This window comes from Clostridium sp. ATCC 25772, assembly GCF_001573875.1.
Classification (GTDB): domain Bacteria; phylum Bacillota; class Clostridia; order Clostridiales; family Clostridiaceae; genus Clostridium_J; species Clostridium_J senegalense.
Map to the genome: position 1 here is coordinate 1 of NZ_LFRG01000038.1, position 18,919 is coordinate 18,919.

The 18,919-nt window shown below is 28.2% G+C and carries 16 protein-coding genes; 1 reads left to right on the top strand and 15 read right to left on the bottom strand.

From position 1 onward, the window contains the following. Nucleotides 1-377: 377 nt before the first annotated feature. From AZI32_RS12905 to AZI32_RS12935, 7 genes are all read right to left on the bottom strand, one after another. Nucleotides 378-1,577 (bottom strand): FprA family A-type flavoprotein, encoded by a 1,200-nt coding sequence (locus AZI32_RS12905; protein WP_061996230.1) that lies wholly within the window; start codon nt 1,575-1,577, stop codon nt 378-380. A 54-nt stretch (nt 1,578-1,631) separates the two neighbouring features. After that, complete coding sequence (locus AZI32_RS18045) at nt 1,632-3,542, bottom strand: acyl-CoA dehydrogenase family protein (RefSeq protein ID WP_082761252.1); 1,911 nt, start codon at nt 3,540-3,542, stop codon at nt 1,632-1,634. 421 nt (nt 3,543-3,963) lie between these two features. Beyond that, the gene (locus AZI32_RS12915; protein ID WP_061996231.1) at nt 3,964-5,088 is read right to left on the bottom strand and encodes a radical SAM protein; all 1,125 of its coding nucleotides are present in this window, start codon (nt 5,086-5,088) and stop codon (nt 3,964-3,966) included. A 706-nt stretch (nt 5,089-5,794) separates the two neighbouring features. Continuing rightward, nucleotides 5,795-6,895, bottom strand: coding sequence for an NAD(P)-dependent alcohol dehydrogenase (locus AZI32_RS12920; protein ID WP_061996232.1), 1,101 nt, complete (start codon nt 6,893-6,895; stop codon nt 5,795-5,797). After that, nucleotides 6,870-8,117, bottom strand: a complete 1,248-nt coding sequence (locus tag AZI32_RS12925) for an MFS transporter (protein WP_061996233.1) — start codon at nt 8,115-8,117, stop codon at nt 6,870-6,872. Before AZI32_RS12925 ends, AZI32_RS12920 begins: the two co-directional genes overlap by 26 nt. 160 nt (nt 8,118-8,277) lie before the next feature. Continuing rightward, the gene (locus AZI32_RS12930; RefSeq protein WP_061996234.1) at nt 8,278-9,513 is read right to left on the bottom strand and encodes an aminotransferase class I/II-fold pyridoxal phosphate-dependent enzyme; all 1,236 of its coding nucleotides are present in this window, start codon (nt 9,511-9,513) and stop codon (nt 8,278-8,280) included. A 62-nt stretch (nt 9,514-9,575) separates the two neighbouring features. Next, nucleotides 9,576-10,379 carry an SDR family oxidoreductase gene (locus AZI32_RS12935; protein ID WP_061996235.1) on the bottom strand — a complete coding sequence of 268 codons (804 nt, stop codon included), beginning with the start codon at nt 10,377-10,379 and terminating at the stop codon, nt 9,576-9,578. 213 nt (nt 10,380-10,592) lie between these two features. On the opposite strand from AZI32_RS12935, the gene AZI32_RS12940 reads away from it, so the two are divergent. After that, nucleotides 10,593-11,021, top strand: a complete 429-nt coding sequence (locus AZI32_RS12940) for an Lrp/AsnC family transcriptional regulator (protein WP_010297296.1) — start codon at nt 10,593-10,595, stop codon at nt 11,019-11,021. Between the two features lie 157 nt (nt 11,022-11,178). On the opposite strand, the gene AZI32_RS12945 is transcribed toward AZI32_RS12940, so the two are convergent. The 8 genes from AZI32_RS12945 to AZI32_RS12980 all read right to left on the bottom strand — a co-directional run bounded on the left by AZI32_RS12945 (nt 11,179) and on the right by AZI32_RS12980 (nt 18,847). Then, nucleotides 11,179-11,643 (bottom strand): GreA/GreB family elongation factor, encoded by a 465-nt coding sequence (locus AZI32_RS12945; protein WP_061996236.1) that lies wholly within the window; start codon nt 11,641-11,643, stop codon nt 11,179-11,181. 129 nt (nt 11,644-11,772) lie between these two features. Then, on the bottom strand, nt 11,773-13,122 hold the full coding sequence (locus AZI32_RS12950) for a DUF6179 domain-containing protein (RefSeq protein WP_061996237.1): 1,350 nt from the start codon (nt 13,120-13,122) through the stop codon (nt 11,773-11,775). Nucleotides 13,123-13,128: 6 nt separating this feature from the next. Next, the gene (locus AZI32_RS12955) at nt 13,129-13,596 is read right to left on the bottom strand and encodes a DUF6323 family protein (protein ID WP_010297307.1); all 468 of its coding nucleotides are present in this window, start codon (nt 13,594-13,596) and stop codon (nt 13,129-13,131) included. 366 nt (nt 13,597-13,962) lie between these two features. Next, complete coding sequence (locus AZI32_RS12960) at nt 13,963-14,961, bottom strand: AraC family transcriptional regulator (RefSeq protein ID WP_082761253.1); 999 nt, start codon at nt 14,959-14,961, stop codon at nt 13,963-13,965. A 141-nt stretch (nt 14,962-15,102) separates the two neighbouring features. Then, entirely contained in the window at nt 15,103-15,846 is a 744-nt protein-coding gene (locus AZI32_RS12965; RefSeq protein WP_061996238.1) for an MBL fold metallo-hydrolase, read from the bottom strand. Nucleotides 15,847-16,089: 243 nt separating this feature from the next. Continuing rightward, on the bottom strand, nt 16,090-16,641 hold the full coding sequence (locus AZI32_RS12970; protein WP_061996239.1) for a nitroreductase family protein: 552 nt from the start codon (nt 16,639-16,641) through the stop codon (nt 16,090-16,092). Between the two features lie 95 nt (nt 16,642-16,736). Continuing rightward, entirely contained in the window at nt 16,737-17,768 is a 1,032-nt protein-coding gene (locus tag AZI32_RS12975) for a serine hydrolase domain-containing protein (RefSeq protein WP_061996240.1), read from the bottom strand. Between the two features lie 152 nt (nt 17,769-17,920). Beyond that, nucleotides 17,921-18,847, bottom strand: coding sequence for a GNAT family N-acetyltransferase (locus AZI32_RS12980; RefSeq protein ID WP_061996241.1), 927 nt, complete (start codon nt 18,845-18,847; stop codon nt 17,921-17,923). Nucleotides 18,848-18,919: the final 72 nt, after the last annotated feature.

An 18,919-nucleotide genomic window follows, 5' to 3' on the forward strand; every position in this document is an offset into this window, starting at 1 on the left:
GATTAACAACTTCATAATACAAGGAGGTGCATTTTTTTGCAAACTCCGTTTTAAATAATAAACAGGAATGTTCTTAATTCTTCAATGAATTTTTCTATGAATTCATTGAAGAATTAATAGTGCATTTTTATTTGCCTAATAATTTTACTTAAGCACTTCATCAATACATATTATGACTGATCTATAATCTGAAAATCTATCTAATAACCCAATCCTAAATTCTAATACTAGACCATCCGGTGACCTTATGCCATCATCACTTGATAATATAACACTTTCTTTTGTTCTTGATAAATATAATCATTAACATATATATCAAAAAGACCAACTCATCAAAATTGTCCATGAATTGGTCCTAAATTTATATTTTTATAAAATTATTTCATTGACTGAATAATACTATTAACAACGTCAGCAATTGAATCCTTATCCTGTTCTTTCACGCTGGAGTTCACTGATATATCGTTATCTAAAATAGTTATTTCTTTCATATCACTTAAATGTTTACGCATTAATTTTCCTGATTGAGGAGCCCAAGAACCATTTTCTATAAGAGCAAAAGTACGTTTTTGAACATTTAGTGCTTTCATATCCATCAGGTATGCTAACATTGGTGGATAAATATTTAAGTTGTAAGTTACGCAAGCAAGAACTATATGACTGTATTTAAATGTTTCAGAAATTAAATATGAAACATGAGTTTTTGAAACATCATACATAACCACATTAGTTATTCCTTTTTTAACTAACTCTGTTGCTAAATTATTAGCAGCATCTTCTGTATTTCCATACATTGTTCCATAAACAATCATTACTCCCTTTTCTTCAGGTTCATATCTACTCCACTTATCATATTTATCTAAAAAATATCCTAAATCACTACGCCATACTGGTCCATGTAATGGGCATATAGTTTTAATATCAAGAGTACTTGCTTTCTTTAAAAGAGCTTGAACTTGAGTACCATACTTACCTACAATATTTGTATAATATCTTCTAGCCTCATCAATCCAATCTCTATCAAAATTTACTTCATCGTTAAACATTTTACCATCCAATGCACCAAAAGTACCAAAGGCATCAGCAGCAAATAACACACCATTAGTAGTATCAAATGTTACCATAACTTCTGGCCAATGTACCATTGGAGCAAACATAAATGCAACCTTATGTTTTCCGAAGGACATACTATCTCCTTCTTTAACTGTTATTACCCTGTCTTGAACATTAAAATCAAATTGATGCATAAACAGGGAAGCTTTTTCAGTACATACAATCTTTACATTTGGATAACGAAGAATAATTTCTTCAATGGAAGCTGCATGATCTGGTTCCATATGGTTGATTACCATGTAATTTAAATCCCTATCTCCTAAAACCCCTTTAATATTTTCAAGAAATTGACGGCAAATTGACCAATCAACTGTATCAAACAATACTGTCTTCTCATCTAAAAGTAAGTAAGAGTTATATGAAACCCCTTTCTCAATGGGATGAATATTTTCAAATAGAGCAAGTCGATGGTCATTACCACCAACCCAATAAAGATCTTCAGTTATATTTCTAACACAATACATAGTATTAATCCCCCTTTGCGTTAAAAGCACATTATTATATTTATTTTTAGAAAATCAAACTTCTATAAACATATCCTTTCCCTCACCACAAGCAGGGCAGGTCCAATCCTCAGGTATTTTTTCAAAAGTTGTTCCTGGATTTATATCACCTTCAGAATCTCCTAAGCTAGGATCATATTCATAACCGCATCCATTACATACATAATGTTTCCAAGTTGGATGGGTCTCTTTTGGAACAGCTCTTTTCATTTTTTTCATTGGTGGTGCTGCTTTTTTTGGTTCTCCGTTATCAAAGGCCTCAGTAAGCAATGGTAATATTTCCATTAAGTCTCCAACAATTCCGTAATCTGAATTTTTGAAAATTTTTGCATTAGGATTATTATTTATAGCAACAATTGTAGAAGCTTCCTTTATACCTTTCAAATGTTGAATTGCACCTGAAATACCGCAAGCAATATACAAATTCCCTTTAAATTTTTGGCCAGACATACCAACGTATCTATTCAATGGTACATATTTAAGTGTTTCTGCTACTGGGCGAGAAGAACCTATGGCTGCACCAGCTTGAACTGCTAAATCTTTTATAAGTTTCATATTTTCTTTTTCTCCTATGCCGAGTCCTGCACTGACTACTCTTTCAGCTTTATTTATAGGAGTATCTATAGAAATTCCAACTGTGAAATCATAACCATCTTCCTTAAGAGTTTTTACAAGAGCATCTACTCTTTCCTTAGCAGTTCCTTCTTTGAAAATCAATTTTTTACGATAACCTGTAGTAGCAGATTTATTTTTATAAGTTTCACCTGCATTCTTAGTTTTTGGCATTTTACCTATTATATTGGCAGCTATAACAACGCGTTGAATCTCATTAGTTCCTTCATATATTGTACAAATCTTAGCATCTCTATAAGCACGTTCAACTTCCATACCTTTCATATAGCCGCTTCCACCAAATATTTGAAGAGCGTCGCTCACAATCTCAAGACAAACATCTGAAGTATATTGTTTTGCCATAGCAGCTTCCATACCGTAAAGTTCATGATTTTCCTTAAGCTCTGCAGCACTATAAACAAGTAATCTTGCTGCTCTAAGCTTTGTAGCCATATCTGCTAACTTAAAAGCAACAATCTGTTGCTGGCAAATAGGTTTACCAAATTGAATTCTTTCTTTTGAATACTCAAGTGCATGTTCGTATGCGCCTTGAGCAATGCCAAGAGCCTGAGCTGCAATACCAATACGGCCACCATCCAATGTGGACATAGCAATTTTAAAGCCATCTCCTTCTTTGCCTAATAGATTTTCTTTAGGGACTTTTACCTCATTGAAAATCAATTCTCCAGTGGCAGAAGAACGAATACCCATCTTATCATAATGTTTACCAAAGCTAAAACCTTCCCAGTCCTTTTCTACAATAAAAGCACTAATACCACGGGTACCTATATCTGGTGTAGTAACTGCAAAAATAATATAAATGTCAGCCTCACCTGCATTAGTTATAAAAATCTTTTCTCCATTTAAAATATAATGATCCCCTTCTAAAACAGCTGTGGTCTCTGTACCTCCAGCATCACTGCCAGCATTTTCTTCCGTAAGACCAAAGGCTCCAATTTTTTCCCCTTTTGCAAGTGGAACTAAATATTTTTGCTTCTGCTCCTCTGTCCCATAAGCAGAAATTGGATATGCACCTAAAGATGTATGAGCTGAAAGAATTACTCCTGTGCCACCATCTACTCTTGATAACTCTTCAACAGCAATAGCATAGCTAATTACATCTAAACCTGCTCCGCCATACTCTTTTGAATATGGTATGCCCATCATACCTATATCAGCCAACTTATGAATTTGCTCCAAAGGGAATTTATTTTCTTGATCTAACATAAATGAAATAGGTTTAATTTCTTCTTCAGCAAACTCTCTTATTTTCATCCTCAACTTTTCATGTTGTTCCATAGTCTTAAATAGCATAAATATACCTCCTTTAAATTAAAATAATATATAAATATTCTTCTTTAATGAATTTTTGTAATTAGAGCTTCTTAACCTTAAACATATTCTACAAATCTTTTTTACTTATATGAAAGCCGTATAATAAATATGTTTTACAGAATCAATTGTTTTGTAATTATAGTCCTATATAGTCTATTAAAAAAATTTCAAGGCTATTACCTTTCTTTTTCTTATTGTTGAACAATCCTGAAAAATACTAAAAATAAAAAAGGTCTTTTAAAACCTTAATTATATTGAGCTTGCTTTTAGAGATAGCTTACTATATTATTCAAACTTAAAACCCAGTTATAATCATTATAACTGGGTTTTAATTTATAATTCTTTATTCAACTATAACTGTATTTTTTTATATTCCTTGGACAATAAAAATTAAAATTATCTAAAAAAGTAACTCTCCTGGTTTATAACCGTTAGGTAATTCTTCCTCACATAAAAATTTGAAATTGTCATCACGTAATATTGGTAAAAATGCCTCATATGGTATTCTAGGGAACTCACAAGCGTACGGACTTGCTCCAAACCATTTACCTTCTTTACTACTTAAATTTAAATCTCTAGCAAATTTTGTATGGTTTGAACAATCATGAACTGCTAAATCCCAATTTTCTTCATCAGCCACTTTCATTAATTTGAAAGTTAATTCTCTGCTCCAAATTGGAGAAATATAACCATGTCTAGAAATATACATGTTTTCTCCAAAATAGTTATCTATGTTATTCTCATTTAAATGTAATTCTGCACAATTTATAAAGTCAAGTTTTGTGTCTAAAATTGCTTGCTTTTTCTTAAAGAATACTTCAAAAAATTCAGGAGTCATTGGAGTTTCAATACCAACACTTTTAATATATTTTTTTGCTATTTTGATGTTTTCGATAACTTTATCTGAACAATTAGATGCACCTAAATTAAAACGTATCTCATCAAGACCAGCTTCACCTAAAGCTTTTAATGTTTCTTCTGTAGCCAAAATCCCATTTGTATATAAATGTTGATGGATTTGCGCATCACTAAATTTCTTTACAACTGAATAGTATTTTTCAATTTCCATAAATGGTTCTAAATAAACATAAGAGATACCAGTAGGTTTGTTATGTATAGAAAGAAGTAACTCAATATCCTTTTCGTAAAATTTTGTACCACCAATTTCCCACATACCTTCACCAATTGGTGGAATGTTATCTAAATCACCATAATTGTAACAAAACTTACACTCTATGTTACATTTATTTGTTTTTCTAATGGCACTTAAGCCAGTTCCTTTAAGACAAGAATGACATCCTTTAGAAAATTTATTTTCATTTCCTACGAAAAAAGTTCTATTCTCTAGAGTTTTTAACCCTTTAATTTCTGACATTAATATATTATTTCTATGATCAATTGCCTTTTCAATTTGTGCAAATGTAGCGTAAACAATTTCTTGTTGTTTTACCATAAGTTCCTCATCTTCTGGTAACATTGAAAAAAATTCAATCCATTTTAACGCGTCTTCTTTTGAAATTTTCATACTATATCCTCCTCTAATTATGTATAACTACTATTTATATCTTTTTTTAAGTTTAATGAACAGCATTTTTACTAGTTTTAATTTTGTTTTGCTCAATTCACTTACTAAAATTAAGATATAAATTATGAAAGAACTCTTCTTTCGTTATTTCTTGTATTTTTATCTAATTCTATTTCATATCCGTTTTGAAATGTTTATTTATATCCCAAACGTTAAAAATTCAACATTTTTATTTGTTGTATTTTATTTATCATTAATTTAAATTCCGTTCATGCCATATAAATTACTATCTTCTATACACTGCAATTTCTGCAAGTATATCATTACATTTTGTATAAAATTACTTTAAAGGCATTGAATAAATCTAAATTTAATCTCATTTCTCTATATGAATTAAATTACAAAAGTATTATAACATATAAATATATGCTAATTCTATACATACCTAACTACTATACCTCTGACATTGCCACTAAAACTCATAACATTTTCTCTAATCATATCTCTATTTTTAAAAATATTATCTTATAATACTTGTGTATTATATCTTTAACCATATAATTAAACATAAAAAGAAACTATTGCTTTTCTAACATTTAGTTAGTTTGGCAACAGTTTCTTTAATCTATAGAGTTTTAAGTTAAGTTATATATTTTGTATTCTAATATTTTTTAAACAATAAGTATTATATTTAAATTTTTGCTATTTATTTTGATATACGAATAACTGGTTTTATTACTTTTCCATCATGAGAATCTTTAAATGCTTGTTCTATATCTTCAAAGTCATAAACAGTAATAATTTTATCAATAGGAAATCTTCCTTCTTTATACATTCTAATTATTTCTGGTATATATACTTGAGCAATACATTCACCTTCACATGTTCCACGTAAAGTCCTCATATTCATTAAAATATCTTCTCCAATATTAAAGGAATCAATTATTCCACTAGAACCTAATACAAATATTGAACCATTAAAAGAAGATGCTTTAATAGCTTTTCCTATCATAGGTCCAAATCCACTAGTGTCTATACAATAATCTACACCTCCTGGAACTATTTCATGAATTGATTTAACTATGTCATCTACTTCTTTTCTATTAATTGTATGAGTAGCACCAAGTTCTTTTGCAAGTTCTAAGCTTTTACTGTTACCACCAATTGCTATAATTTCTTTGCAGTGTTCCATATTAGCGGCCATAATTGCACTAAGTCCAACTGCTCCCATTCCGAAAACTGCAATTGTAGAGTTTATACTAGGTTTTATTATATTAGTGATTGTTCCAGCTCCTGTCTGTATACCGCAACCAAGTGGTGCAGCTATTTCTAAATTAACATCTTTATCAACTTTAATTGCACTTCTATTATTAATTACTGAATGTGTAGCAAAAGAAGATTGTGCAAAGAACATTGCTATATCTTCACCATTTTTACTTAATCTACTTTTTCCATCAGCTGCAGTTCCACCAAAATTTATTTCATTGTAATGATCACAGTAAAAAGGTTTACCACTTCTACAAGCTGCACAATTTCCACAGTATCCGTATGAAAAAACTACATGGTCACCTACTTGAAAATTTTTTACCTCTGACCCAACTTTTTCAATAATTCCTGCCCCTTCATGACCAAAAACAGCCGGGAACTTTTGATTTATACCACCTTGTCTACCGAATTCATCAGTATGACATATACCACTTGCTACTACTTTAACAAGTAGTTCATCATCTTTTGGCTCTGCAAGGTCAATCTCTTCAAATACAAAAGGTCCACCTTTTGTATTAACAACTGCCGCTTTTATCTTCATTGCAAATTCCTCCTAAATTAACATTTTTTATAGATTTCTTTTTCATAAGCAATGCAAAAGTAAATACATTCAAAAAACCAATTAAACTAATGATTACAAGAATATATATACCTCTTGTCCATGATTTTGTTATTTCCACTGCTTTTATAATTATAGGTGTTCCTACAAATATACCTATATAGTAAATAAAATTGATAAATGATATGCTTACACCAATAAGTTTTTTATTTTTAATAATATTTGGTGCAATAATCATTACACAAGCAGAGGAAAGTCCAGTACCTGCTGAAAGTAATAATAACTGAAGAATGATACTCTTTGCATCTGTTAAATAATTGACGTATATAACAGCTATTGTCATTATAAAAAAAGAACATACTGTTATTAATGATCCTTTTTTAGTTTTATCAATTAAATACCCAGCTATAGCTCCAAAAGGGATTCCAAATAATCCAAAGTAACTAGCATATCTATTTGCAACAAAGCTATTAATTCCATATTTTTGACTATATATTAACGGGAAAGTATTTATGAATGTAAAAAGTACTAATGCCATACACCCTTGTGCAATTGCTAAAATCCATATATATTTATTTGTGATTGCCTCTTTAAACATATTCTCGTCATTTTTACTTATAGTTTCTTCTTCATTTTCATGAATATCCTTTATCTTAAAAAAATATATAATAAACAATACTATGGAAATAATAACAATAAACATCCATGGACTTTTTATTCCATATTTTTTTACCATTGGCAAAAATATATTCATAGCTAATAAAGAACCTGCCGCTGAAAAAGTACCCCAAATTCCAGTAGCCAACCCTCTATTTCCATCTTTAAACCATTCATTTATAAATACAATTCCAACCATTATAATCATTGAAAATGCAATTCCTTCTATTAATCTTGAAAATAGCATTAATGTAAAATTATTAGAAATAAAACCTATGCTATTTCCTAAAATAACAGACAACATTAAAAAAACAAGTAATTTTTTAGGTCCAAATTTCGTAACCAAACGTCCACCGGGAATTGATAGAAATATTCCAGATAGAGTAAATATAGACATCAACCATGAAATTGATGAAAGTGAGAACCCCATCACGTCTACTATTTCATTTTGTATAGGAATTATTTTTAATTGACTTAAAGATATTACCACACCGCCTAAATACAATAATAAAAAGTTAGTCCATTTACTTCTTTTTTTAATTACCATAGAGTTAACCCCCTTAAATTATGCAAATAAATATACCTTTATATCTTCTTAATAAATACGCTAACCACTATATTAGTATCTATACACTGGTTAAAACATCCTTTAGATAACAGTGGTTAGCGTACTAACTGAAGTAATAATTGAGTACTACCCCAAATTTTTATTTTAATGTACTAAGTCTTCTTATAACTTCTTCAATTATTGAAGGTTCTAATGCATAACATATTCGAAACCACCCAGGTTCATTAGTTGCAAATATTCTACCTGGAGAAATATTTAATTTTAAGTCACAAAACATTTTTTCCCATAATTTGTTTTCAGCTTCAAATGTTTGTTCTTCTAGATATTTTGCAAAATTAGCAAATATAAATATACCTCCCTGAGCTTTTTTGGTTTTAATATCTAATTTGTTTAGAGCAGTTTCTATTCTTTGATAACTTATGTGTAATTGTTTTTTATTATCTTCCATTAATTTAGGAAGCTCTGATGATTTTAATAATTCTGTCAACAATCCTTGTGTATGTGTAGACACGCCTGAGTAATACGCTAAGTTTTGCATGCCTTTTATTAAGTCTTTATTAAATGAAATAGCAAAACCTGTTCTAAACCCTGAAAGAGCGAAATCTTTTGCAAAACTACTAGTAACATGTACATGTTCAATATAATTATCTGGAACTAATTTTAAAGTACTAATCCATTTTGTATTTGGATCATGAATGGTTTGACCATAGATTTCATCTGAAACAATATCAAGATTATGACTAATACTAAAATCGATTACATTTTTTATGGCATCTTCTGAATAAACAGTTCCTGTTGGATTATTTGGAGATGAATAAAGCACTCCCACAACTTTTTTACCCTTTAAAATTTCTTCATTATATACTTTTTCAAATACATCCTTATCCATATTTTCTCCACAATGGACTGGAACTAACTCTATTTTTGCTCTTTCTGAGAAATCATCTTCAAAACCTGAATAATATGGAGCTGGAACTAAAAAGACATCCCCTGGATCGCCTAACATTGTTGCTAACATTTCTAATGCTAAAGAACATCCTGAGCCTACAATTATATTGTCTGCAGTAATTTTTCTATAATTTTCATCTTCAAAAATAACTTTTTGCCAATGATTAGCTATTGCTGTTCTAAAATCCTTACTTCCATAAAAGAAATCATAGTGAAGATGATTTGGCTTTATATTCATTGTATTTTGTAATTTATATAATAAATTTATAATTTCATCATCAATTAAATGTGTCTCTGCTGTTCCTAAATTTATATATCCATCTTTTCTTGTTACAGGATTGTATCGTTTGTCTCTCGTACTAAAATCAGCATGCATAAGTGGAGACATATCTTTAACATTGGCCATTCCTCTTTTTGATAACGACATTCTATATACACCCCTTTAATTTTTTGTAAAATACTCTTTATAGCTGTATGATATTTTAAAATTTAGTGACTTAATCCTGCCTCTGTTTGTATTCCTGGTCTTGATGCAAGTCCCATGGTAGCATCAATAACTGCTCCATGTAATACAGTAGATTCTTCTCTTAACAACTTTTCTATCCAATAAGAAATTTCATCTGGTTGAATTAGACGTTGTTTTGATTGGGCAAGGTCAAATTTCTTTCTTTCTTCATGTGACATTTTAGATAATGTGCTAGATACAAACATTGGAGTTTCTGTTGCACCAGGACAAACTACAAAAACATCTATTAAAGTATGTGTATTTTCAGCAGCTAATTGTTTTCCTAAAAATGCTACTGCTGATTTACTCATTCCATCACTTAATGTAAAATAAGGGAAGGCTGCTAATCCACCACCTACAGATGAAATAAATATTAGTTTACTCTTACTTTCTTTCTTTAATAAGTTTTCTTTTACAACTTTATATATCCAAAGTGGACCAAGAGCATTAACCTTAAACATTGCCTCGTCTCTTTCAAAACCTAAATTATCATCATCCTTTGCATAATCTTTTACTGTTCCTGACCCTAAAGCTGCATTAAAGATAATTCCATCCCATGAATGTTTAGTTAAAAATTCTGCTTTTTTTATAGCTTCTGGGTCTCCTTGGTCTAACTTATATGCAAATACTTTTCCTGAATATTGCTCTGTTAACTTTTTTGCTTTTTCTGAAGAACTTCTATAGGTAATATGAACTTCATAGCCCATTTTAGCAAGCAAATGTACTGTAGTTTCTCCAATTCCTTGTGTTCCGCCAGTTAGTAAAATTTTTTTATTTGAATTTTCCATAGATACCCCTCCAATTTAGTAATAAAATTTTTATTTAAAATTTAAAATCTTCTCAATATTTTTTATTTGTTTACATTCTATATGATTGTAAGCTTAAGGTAAATATTATATAATAAATACAAATAATAATTTATTTTTTAACTTTTAAACAAAATATAATTACAAATTATATTAAAAAACTTTATATTTTTTTGTCATATAGGAGATATATTAATGGATAAAATTGACTATGAAATAATGAAACATTTAGAAAAAAATGCACGAATCTCTATAAAGGAACTTAGTAAAAAAGTAAATCTATCTCAACCTGCCGTTAGTGTTAGAATGAAAAGATTAGAAGAAACCGGTTGTATTAGAGGTTATTTAACATTAATAGATCCTAAAACTATTAATAAAAATTTAATTTGTATTTGTTTGCTTTCATCTAAAAATAAAATTATAGAGCAAAGTTTTTTTGATTTTGTAAATCAATGTGAAGATATTGATGAATGTCATTGTGTTACAGGATATTATGAGTTTTCACTGAAAATATCCACGGAATCTTCATTTACACTTGGTGTATTACTTGATACTTTAAGAAAAAAATTTGGATTTAAAAGTGTAACTTATCCAATAGTTAAGTCTATAAAAGAAAGTATATAGTATAGATTTTATATCACATCCATGTTATTTATTTACATATTTAAATTAGTTCTTTGAAATAATTTAATGCGATTGCAATTTTTAAAATTACGTTTAAATAATTTGCAATAAAAAAATCTTGGATTTCTCCAAGACTTTATACTATAATCAAATAAATTTATAGTATTTCTAATATTTCTACTTTATATTTTTCACCTGGGGCATCAACTTCCACTACATCTCCAGCTTTTTTCCCCATTAATGCTTTTCCTAAATCTGATTCTACACTTATAAGCATATTTTCTGGATGTGCATCCATAGTAGTTACTAGTGATACAATTGTTTCAAATTCATCTTCTACAAATTTAACTTTAGATTTACTATTAACTCCTAGTACTGATTTATTTTGATTTTGAACATCTATTACAGTTGCAGTTGAAATCATAGTTAATAAATATTGAATTCTATTATCATTTTCTCTATAGTTTGCGCAAGCTTCTTTATATTCTGCATTTTCTGACCTATCACCATGAGCAGCTGCTTCTAATTTTTCCTTTGCTATTTCAGCCCTTTTTTTAGTCATTCTATATTCTAATTCTTCTTTTAATTTATTCATATTTTCTTCTGTCAATATGTTTTTCATGTACCAATAAACCTCCTTGAGATATGCTATGTTAATATTATATAATATATAGTATAAATGCTAATGAAACATTATGCTATACTCTAGTAGCAAAACCTTAAGTTAAGCTTTATTAAATACTCTTTCATATTATAAATTTATTCTTTCTTTTAGTTCATTTATTGCTACCTGTTCTTTTTTCTCTAAACTCAAAATATAGTTATTAAATTCAGCATATAAATCCTTATCATACTCATCTTCAAAACTTAAATCTGATATATATTTAGATAAAAGAACTATTTCCATTTTGGATAAGCTTTTGAAAAACGTAATATATTCATCATCAAATAAACAATCAGCATTTAGCATATCTACTAAATCTTCTAGACTCTTAATATTATTTCTAATTAATGAAATTTTATCTTCCACTAAAGAGCACTCTCGAATTTCTTCCGTTAGCTTTTTAAATATAGAATTGGACATTTTTTTGCCATCAGTATATTCTATTATTTCATTATGCTCCTCTTCATTAAAGGATATAAATACTGAATCTAACTTATTTAGTTTTATCCTTTCATTTATAAGTAAAGCTATATTTAAAATACCCTTCTTTATATAAGTCATCAATTTTGTATTTTTAATCTCTAAAACTTCTAAGCATATTTTTGCATCCTTTATTAATTCTTCCTTTAATTCCTCTATGGATAATTCTTTCAACTTGTTTTTAATAATCTCTCTATCTAAATTATTAATATTAAGGCTGTTTAAATCTTTATTACATATAATTAACCCTAGTGAATTAATAAGTACTAGTTCAAATATATTTATAAGCAACAATTCACATTCTTTATCATAACCCTTTAATAATTTATTAATTTCACCAACATCAAATTTATTGCAAAACTCATTTTCTAAACTTAAGTCATATAAATAATTATACACATAATCAATGCCTATAAAGTTCATAGTATCAATGTAAAGTTGATAATCTATTGAACATCCTGGGGTTTCATGAGGCGCAAAAAAATCATCATATTCTTTAAAAAATAAAGAAAAACCATCATCTACAGTGTCGTTATAAGAATAGTTATCAATCTTAAGTTTATTTTCCCTAATCTCCTTAAATAATTTCTTACACTCTAATTTTTTATTCCTAATTAAATCTTGTCCCATTTTTAACATATCAGCTAAACTGGTATGCTCTAATTCTTCTGTTATTAACTCTATATTCTCAAAGTTTTTTAAATAAATTCCTATAGTATAATCAATACATTGTAAAATACTTTCGGCTACCTCTGTCATAACTGAACTACTCTCATCTTTTGTGTAATATTTTAATTTTACTCTTAAAAGCTGTATTCTTTCATAATATATTCTAGCTAAAGTATTATCATCTAGTAACTTTTTCTCATAACAAGTTAGTAAAACATTTTTGAAAAAGCTTTCCGCACTGAAATTATTATCTATAGAATAGTTGTACTTTTGAATATTATTCCCCATAACTCATCAATCCTTTTCATTCTCAAGATTTGTATAATCCTTAAACCCACTTTTTATATTGTTAGCAATTCTATATAATGCATTTCCTTCTAGAATCTCTAATGATCCTTGACAATAATTATCAAACTTTTCCTTCATAATTTCTATTAATTCATCATCACTTATATAATCTAAAGTTTCATTCTTATAGTTATAAAAGATTTCTACAAGTTCATTTATTGTTTCACTGTAATTATACTGAGATATATATGGTGAATCACGAAAAGACGTAATAATTTTATTTATAATTTGACCATTAAACTCTATTCTTCCGCTTTTTTTAAGCGCTATATTTCTAGTATCAATAATTTCTTTTACATCTTTCTCTGAAAGTTTCAATCCATATTCTCGTGTAATTTCATTACACTGAAGTATGTCATTAAAGACTTGTTTTTCTAGTAAATTGCTTTGAAATAAATCAATCGAATTTTCCATTTCAAAATCCCCCTAAAAGTATTGACTTTTGTTTTAAAATATGTTATAATAAAAATGATATACTTTATATTAAGTAATTGTAACATTGACACCTTTTTTTGTCAATGTATTTTATAATGCATTAAAAGAGTATCTTCTACCGTTGAAGATACTCTTCTTTATTCCTATAATTTTATAGTTATTCTAAAAAACATTCTTATTACTAGCTTATGCATTTACTTTATTCACCAACACAGAATACTCGATACTTCAGTGCCAAAATGAATGTGCCATAAAATTCTCATTGGAGTTGAACAAATTACATTAATTTTAGTTTCAAAGGTTGTCCACTCTATTTTGCCACAAATGCATAAGAAAGAGACATGACTATATTTTTGAAGAAGTTTTTCCATCTGCTAAACACTTTTTTCTATATTCCAAAGGACTTATCCCAATAATTTCTTTAAATGAAGCAGCAAATTTACTTTGACTTTCATATGAAACACTTATTGCAATATCAGCTACACTATTTGGAGTTTCTCTTAACATTATTGCAGCTTGTTTCATTCGATATTTTTTCATATATGCTGCCATTGAAGTGCCATAAATACCTTTAAAATATGTTTTCAACATAGTTTGGCTAATGCAATACTCTTTTGCAAGGTCTTGTATGGTATATCTATGTTTAAAATTTTTCGTAATCATATTTTTAATTTGTTTAATAATTTCAACCTGTTGATGAGAATAATATTTTCTTTGGATTTTTTTTGAAACATCTATTATATTCAAGAACACAAGTAATTCTAAAACTTTTAGCTTAAAATATACTTTCTGAACAGATTCTGGTACATAGTAGAGTTCTGAAAAAATATTTTTAATTTTATCATTTGCTCGCATGACAAAACACTCATCATTAATACAAAACTTTTCTTTGAAACCATAAATATCAATAGATATATCTTGTAAAATTTCTGGCACATCTCTTGCAAATTCATCTAGATATAATAAAATAGAAATCCCTTTATAATATTTCAGTGGAAATCCCATGGTATTAGTACAATTATTCATAGTATTAATAGAAATATCACCTTCACCTAAATATAAATAAGAGCCATTTAAAAGCTTACATTCCTGTCTGCCTTCTTGACAGTGATTGATTTCTATAACATTCTCATAGGTTGGTACATTACACAAACATGTTGTAGATTCAAATTCATTAATTATTAACTCAATACCAGTAAATACCTTATAAACCGTCATGGTTCCTATACCATTTGTGGAATTCATTTTATATATAGTTTTATATCCATCTTTATCATGATTTTGAATCCATGCCATTTTATTTAAAATTCCATGATCTTGTACCATACCACTCTTTTTCAACATAGAACCCCACTTTCCTATCTATCTTAGTAAATACATTTTAAAATGCTGTATATTTTTACATCATTTTTAACTTTTTTCTCACCATTGTACAATATATTAAACTTTTAGTTATCTTAAAAAATCTAAAAAACATATAAAAAATTATAATTCTATTACCTTACCTGTTGAAAGTGTACTTATTTGCTCTCCCATCAAAGAATGAAGTCTATTGAAAGCTGTCTCACCTGTGCAATGACAAGTAAAATAACTTGTTGAATGTTTAGATAGTTCTGTAGCTAGTTCATCAATTCTACTTTCGGGCTCAGTATTTTTAGTAGGTGGATCATATAGATGAAATCCAGATACTACAAAGTCTACAGAACGACCTAGCAACTCCTCTGCTTTGTTTAACAAGTTTATAACCCCTCCATGAGCACAACCTTTTTCAGCATAAAGAGTATTATTAAACATAGGCTTAAGAATATTTCCACAAGAACTACTAAATACCTGTAACTCTTTATCAATAACTTGAGTTGATTTAGTTAACAGTATCTGAGGAGATTTTTTCAAAGCTAGTTCTACTCCCACAGGATAGTCTTTTCCAAAGGCCTTTATTGTGTGTGCTGAAAAAGCATCAGGACGAGTATAAATCTTGGAGTTAGCATTTAACTTTAAAAATGTATTCATCCCACCACCATGATCCATATGTCCGTGTGAAAGGAAAGCAGTATCTACATTAGATAAATCAACTCCTAAAACATCAGCATTTTTCAATAAAGTAGAACCATCCGGTCCAAAATCAAAAAGAATACAATGGTTTATAGTTTGTATATATAAACTTAACCCATGCTTAGATTCACAATTAGGATTAATAGTATTATTTTCTACCAAAACAGTTATTTTCATCACAATTCCCCCTATAAAATTCTATTTATAAATCTTATCAGAAAACTTTATACTAAAGTTAGTCTCATATAACCTAATATTATTATACTAGTATTTAATTATCTTGTCCGCTCTGTTCTGACAAACTTTAGTCCCAAATAGACATCTCAAAATTTCTTTTTAAAATCTACCTTTTCTTAGGGAAATCTCCATTTTGGTGTTAATGATATCAATATGCTAAGTCCGTTTTTTACGCTTTTATAATTATTTAAGATTCTTTTTTCTAGCTTTATGTTTTCTATGTTCGTACTTTTGCCAGTAAACATATTTTTCATCGAACTGAGTTCTTTGCTCTTTTTCTTCATCTGGATATCCTAAATATATAACTGCTAGTGGTATAACTTCCTCTGGCAAATCTAATATTTTATATAAAGGTCTTGCAGCACTTTCAACAGGATATAATCCGATCCAAACTGAACCTAACCCCATACTAGTCGCTGCTAATAAAATGTTTTCAATGGAGGCACTGCAATCTTGAATCCAATAATCCCTAACTGGTCCTGACATTGATAATTTCATATTCCCACAGACAACAATCATTGCCGGTGCGTTGTATTGTCCAAAATATAAACTTTTTCTTACTTCATTTTTTATATTATCCTCTGTAATAATAATATACTCCCAAGGTTGTGTGTTACATGCACTAGGAGCTGCCATTCCTGCTTTTATCAAAGTTAGTAATGTTTCATCGTCTACTGTTTTATCAATAAATTTTCTTATACTTCTTCTCTTATATATACATTCAATTACATCCATATTCTCATATACCCCATCTATATTAAATTAAATCTATTGTGTTTTATTTCTGAATATAATTATAACCTCATCAATTATCTTGATATTATCTAAACCTAAATACTTTTAAATAAAATTGATTCTACATTTTTTACTTGGATTTTAAATTGTTTACTAGTTATATTAGTTATCATAACTATTTGTACATTCTCATCTGGGAAGATATTGTTTGCTGAAAAAAATCCAGGTATTCGACCACTATGAGATATTCTTTTTACTATTTTGTCATTAAAATTTAAGTTATTTATAAATACACCATACCCATAATATCCATCTTTACCTGCTGAAATATGCCTTTCAGTCATTTTGTTTAATAGAGATTTATCAATAACATTTCCATTAATTAAAGCCCTGTTCCAAATGTACAAATCTTCAACAGTTGAATACAATCCGCCAGCAGCAAATGGTACGCTCATATCAATAAAGCTTGAATTTACAATATGCTCATCATTATTATAAATTTTCAAATCATAACCACTAGCTCTATTTTTTATTATTTTAATATTGTTATCATATCCTGAATTGTTCATTGATAATTTTTTAAAAAAGTTCTCTTTAATATATTCCTCATAAGTCTTATTAGTGATCTTTTCTATAATGTCGCCTAATAAAGTATATCCTGAATTAGAATATTTATAGTTTGTTCCTGGTTCAAAATCGTAAGGTAAATGTTTAAAGTTATTTATTAAATCTATTGTCTTATGACTTTTTCTCATAATGTTAGAGAACTCTTCAATATCGGTATAATTAAAGACTCCTGCTGTATGAGTTAATAAATTATGAATGGTTATATTTTTTCCCTTAGGATAATCATTTATATATTTATCTAAAGTATCAGTTAAATTTAACAATCCTTTATCATATAGTTGTAATATTGCTGCAGCTGTAAATTGTTTAGTTATAGAACCAATTCGAAACTTTGTCACATTAGTATTTTCAACATCCAATTCAAAATTTGCCATGCCAAAGCCTTTGCTTATTAATTTTTTGTCTTTCATTGAAATTAATATAGCTCCATTAAAATTCTCTTTATATAGATAATTTTCAATTTCTGATTTTACTTGACTTAAAACATTTTCATTAACCATAATTTTTTAGAAAAAGATTGATACTTATTTCTATCTTTTCCCTCCCCCTTTCTTGAATTATAAGTAGCTAAAGTCTAATATTATTTAAAGCTGCTTTAAAATAAAAATTATTTATTACATCCTTTTTAATAAGATAAGTAAAGCTTATAGAATCACTTCATTTTATACTTTTTATAAACTTCAACCATTTCCTCTACATCTATGCCGTTAATATACATACCATCTATATTACAATTTTCAATATTTAAATTTTGAAGATTAGAATCTATTATCATACTATGATTTAAATCGCATCTTTTTATAGTAATGTTACAATTTTCTTTATCTACATCTAAATTGACATCATGTATATATGCATCTGTTAATGATACATGACATATTTCTACTTTACTCATATTTGAATCACCAAATACTGAGTTACTCATATTATCATTAGTAAATCTACTATTATTTAAGTTTGAATTTGCATATGTATTTTTGCATAATTCCATATTGGAAAATTTAGAATTACTCATATTACAGCTATATAAATCAACATCACTTATATCACAGTTACGTAAATTGCTGTTGCTAAAATCTTTGCTTTCTACCTTCTTTTCTATCTTATCATTAATATTATTATTTTTCTTGCAATAATATCTTTCTTCTGAGTCTTGTCCTACTAATTTATATCCATTTTTTTCGTAAAAATGATGATTTCTTTGACTTTGCTGAATAGTATCTAATGTCCATATACTAATATCTTGAAATAAATTTTCTACTAATTTAAGAACCTTAGATCCCATTCCTAAATTTTGGTATTCGGGTAATATATAGAACCTATCTATTCTTCCATGCTCTTTTCCTGTGGTATATATAAGAACTACACCAACAATATTATTTTCATATATAATTTTATAATACTTATTATCCCATGTATGATATTTTTGCATTTCTATGGAATTATATCCTGGTACATATGGTTTATCACCATTTTTAAACCATCTTACAGACTCATCCTCAACAATCTTAATCATAATATCTTTTATTTCTAACGCATCACTAATTAATATAGGCTCTAATCTTAACTCTTTACTCATTCAAAACCTCTCCTTTTATATAATATAATACCTTTTAATATACTTTAATACAATAATTTACATATTTGAAAT

Bases quoted from the DNA above. Each gene is read 5' to 3' on its own strand.
- AZI32_RS12930 (WP_061996234.1), bottom strand. From the start codon at position 9,513: ATGTCGTTATCAAAAAGAGGAATGGCCAATGTTAAAGATATGTCTCCA.
- AZI32_RS12940 (WP_010297296.1), top strand. From the start codon at position 10,593: ATGGATAAAATTGACTATGAAATAATGAAACATTTAGAAAAAAATGCA.
- AZI32_RS12980 (WP_061996241.1), bottom strand. From the start codon at position 18,847: ATGAGTAAAGAGTTAAGATTAGAGCCTATATTAATTAGTGATGCGTTA.
- AZI32_RS12955 (WP_010297307.1), bottom strand. From the start codon at position 13,596: ATGGAAAATTCGATTGATTTATTTCAAAGCAATTTACTAGAAAAACAA.
- AZI32_RS12965 (WP_061996238.1), bottom strand. From the start codon at position 15,846: ATGAAAATAACTGTTTTGGTAGAAAATAATACTATTAATCCTAATTGT.
- AZI32_RS12950 (WP_061996237.1), bottom strand. From the start codon at position 13,122: ATGGGGAATAATATTCAAAAGTACAACTATTCTATAGATAATAATTTC.
- AZI32_RS12935 (WP_061996235.1), bottom strand. From the start codon at position 10,379: ATGGAAAATTCAAATAAAAAAATTTTACTAACTGGCGGAACACAAGGA.
- AZI32_RS12970 (WP_061996239.1), bottom strand. From the start codon at position 16,641: ATGGATGTAATTGAATGTATATATAAGAGAAGAAGTATAAGAAAATTT.
- AZI32_RS12925 (WP_061996233.1), bottom strand. From the start codon at position 8,117: ATGGTAATTAAAAAAAGAAGTAAATGGACTAACTTTTTATTATTGTAT.
- AZI32_RS12975 (WP_061996240.1), bottom strand. From the start codon at position 17,768: ATGGTTAATGAAAATGTTTTAAGTCAAGTAAAATCAGAAATTGAAAAT.
- AZI32_RS12915 (WP_061996231.1), bottom strand. From the start codon at position 5,088: ATGAAAATTTCAAAAGAAGACGCGTTAAAATGGATTGAATTTTTTTCA.
- AZI32_RS12920 (WP_061996232.1), bottom strand. From the start codon at position 6,895: ATGAAGATAAAAGCGGCAGTTGTTAATACAAAAGGTGGACCTTTTGTA.
- AZI32_RS12905 (WP_061996230.1), bottom strand. From the start codon at position 1,577: ATGTATTGTGTTAGAAATATAACTGAAGATCTTTATTGGGTTGGTGGT.
- AZI32_RS12945 (WP_061996236.1), bottom strand. From the start codon at position 11,643: ATGAAAAACATATTGACAGAAGAAAATATGAATAAATTAAAAGAAGAA.
- AZI32_RS12960 (WP_082761253.1), bottom strand. From the start codon at position 14,961: ATGTTGAAAAAGAGTGGTATGGTACAAGATCATGGAATTTTAAATAAA.
- AZI32_RS18045 (WP_082761252.1), bottom strand. From the start codon at position 3,542: ATGCTATTTAAGACTATGGAACAACATGAAAAGTTGAGGATGAAAATA.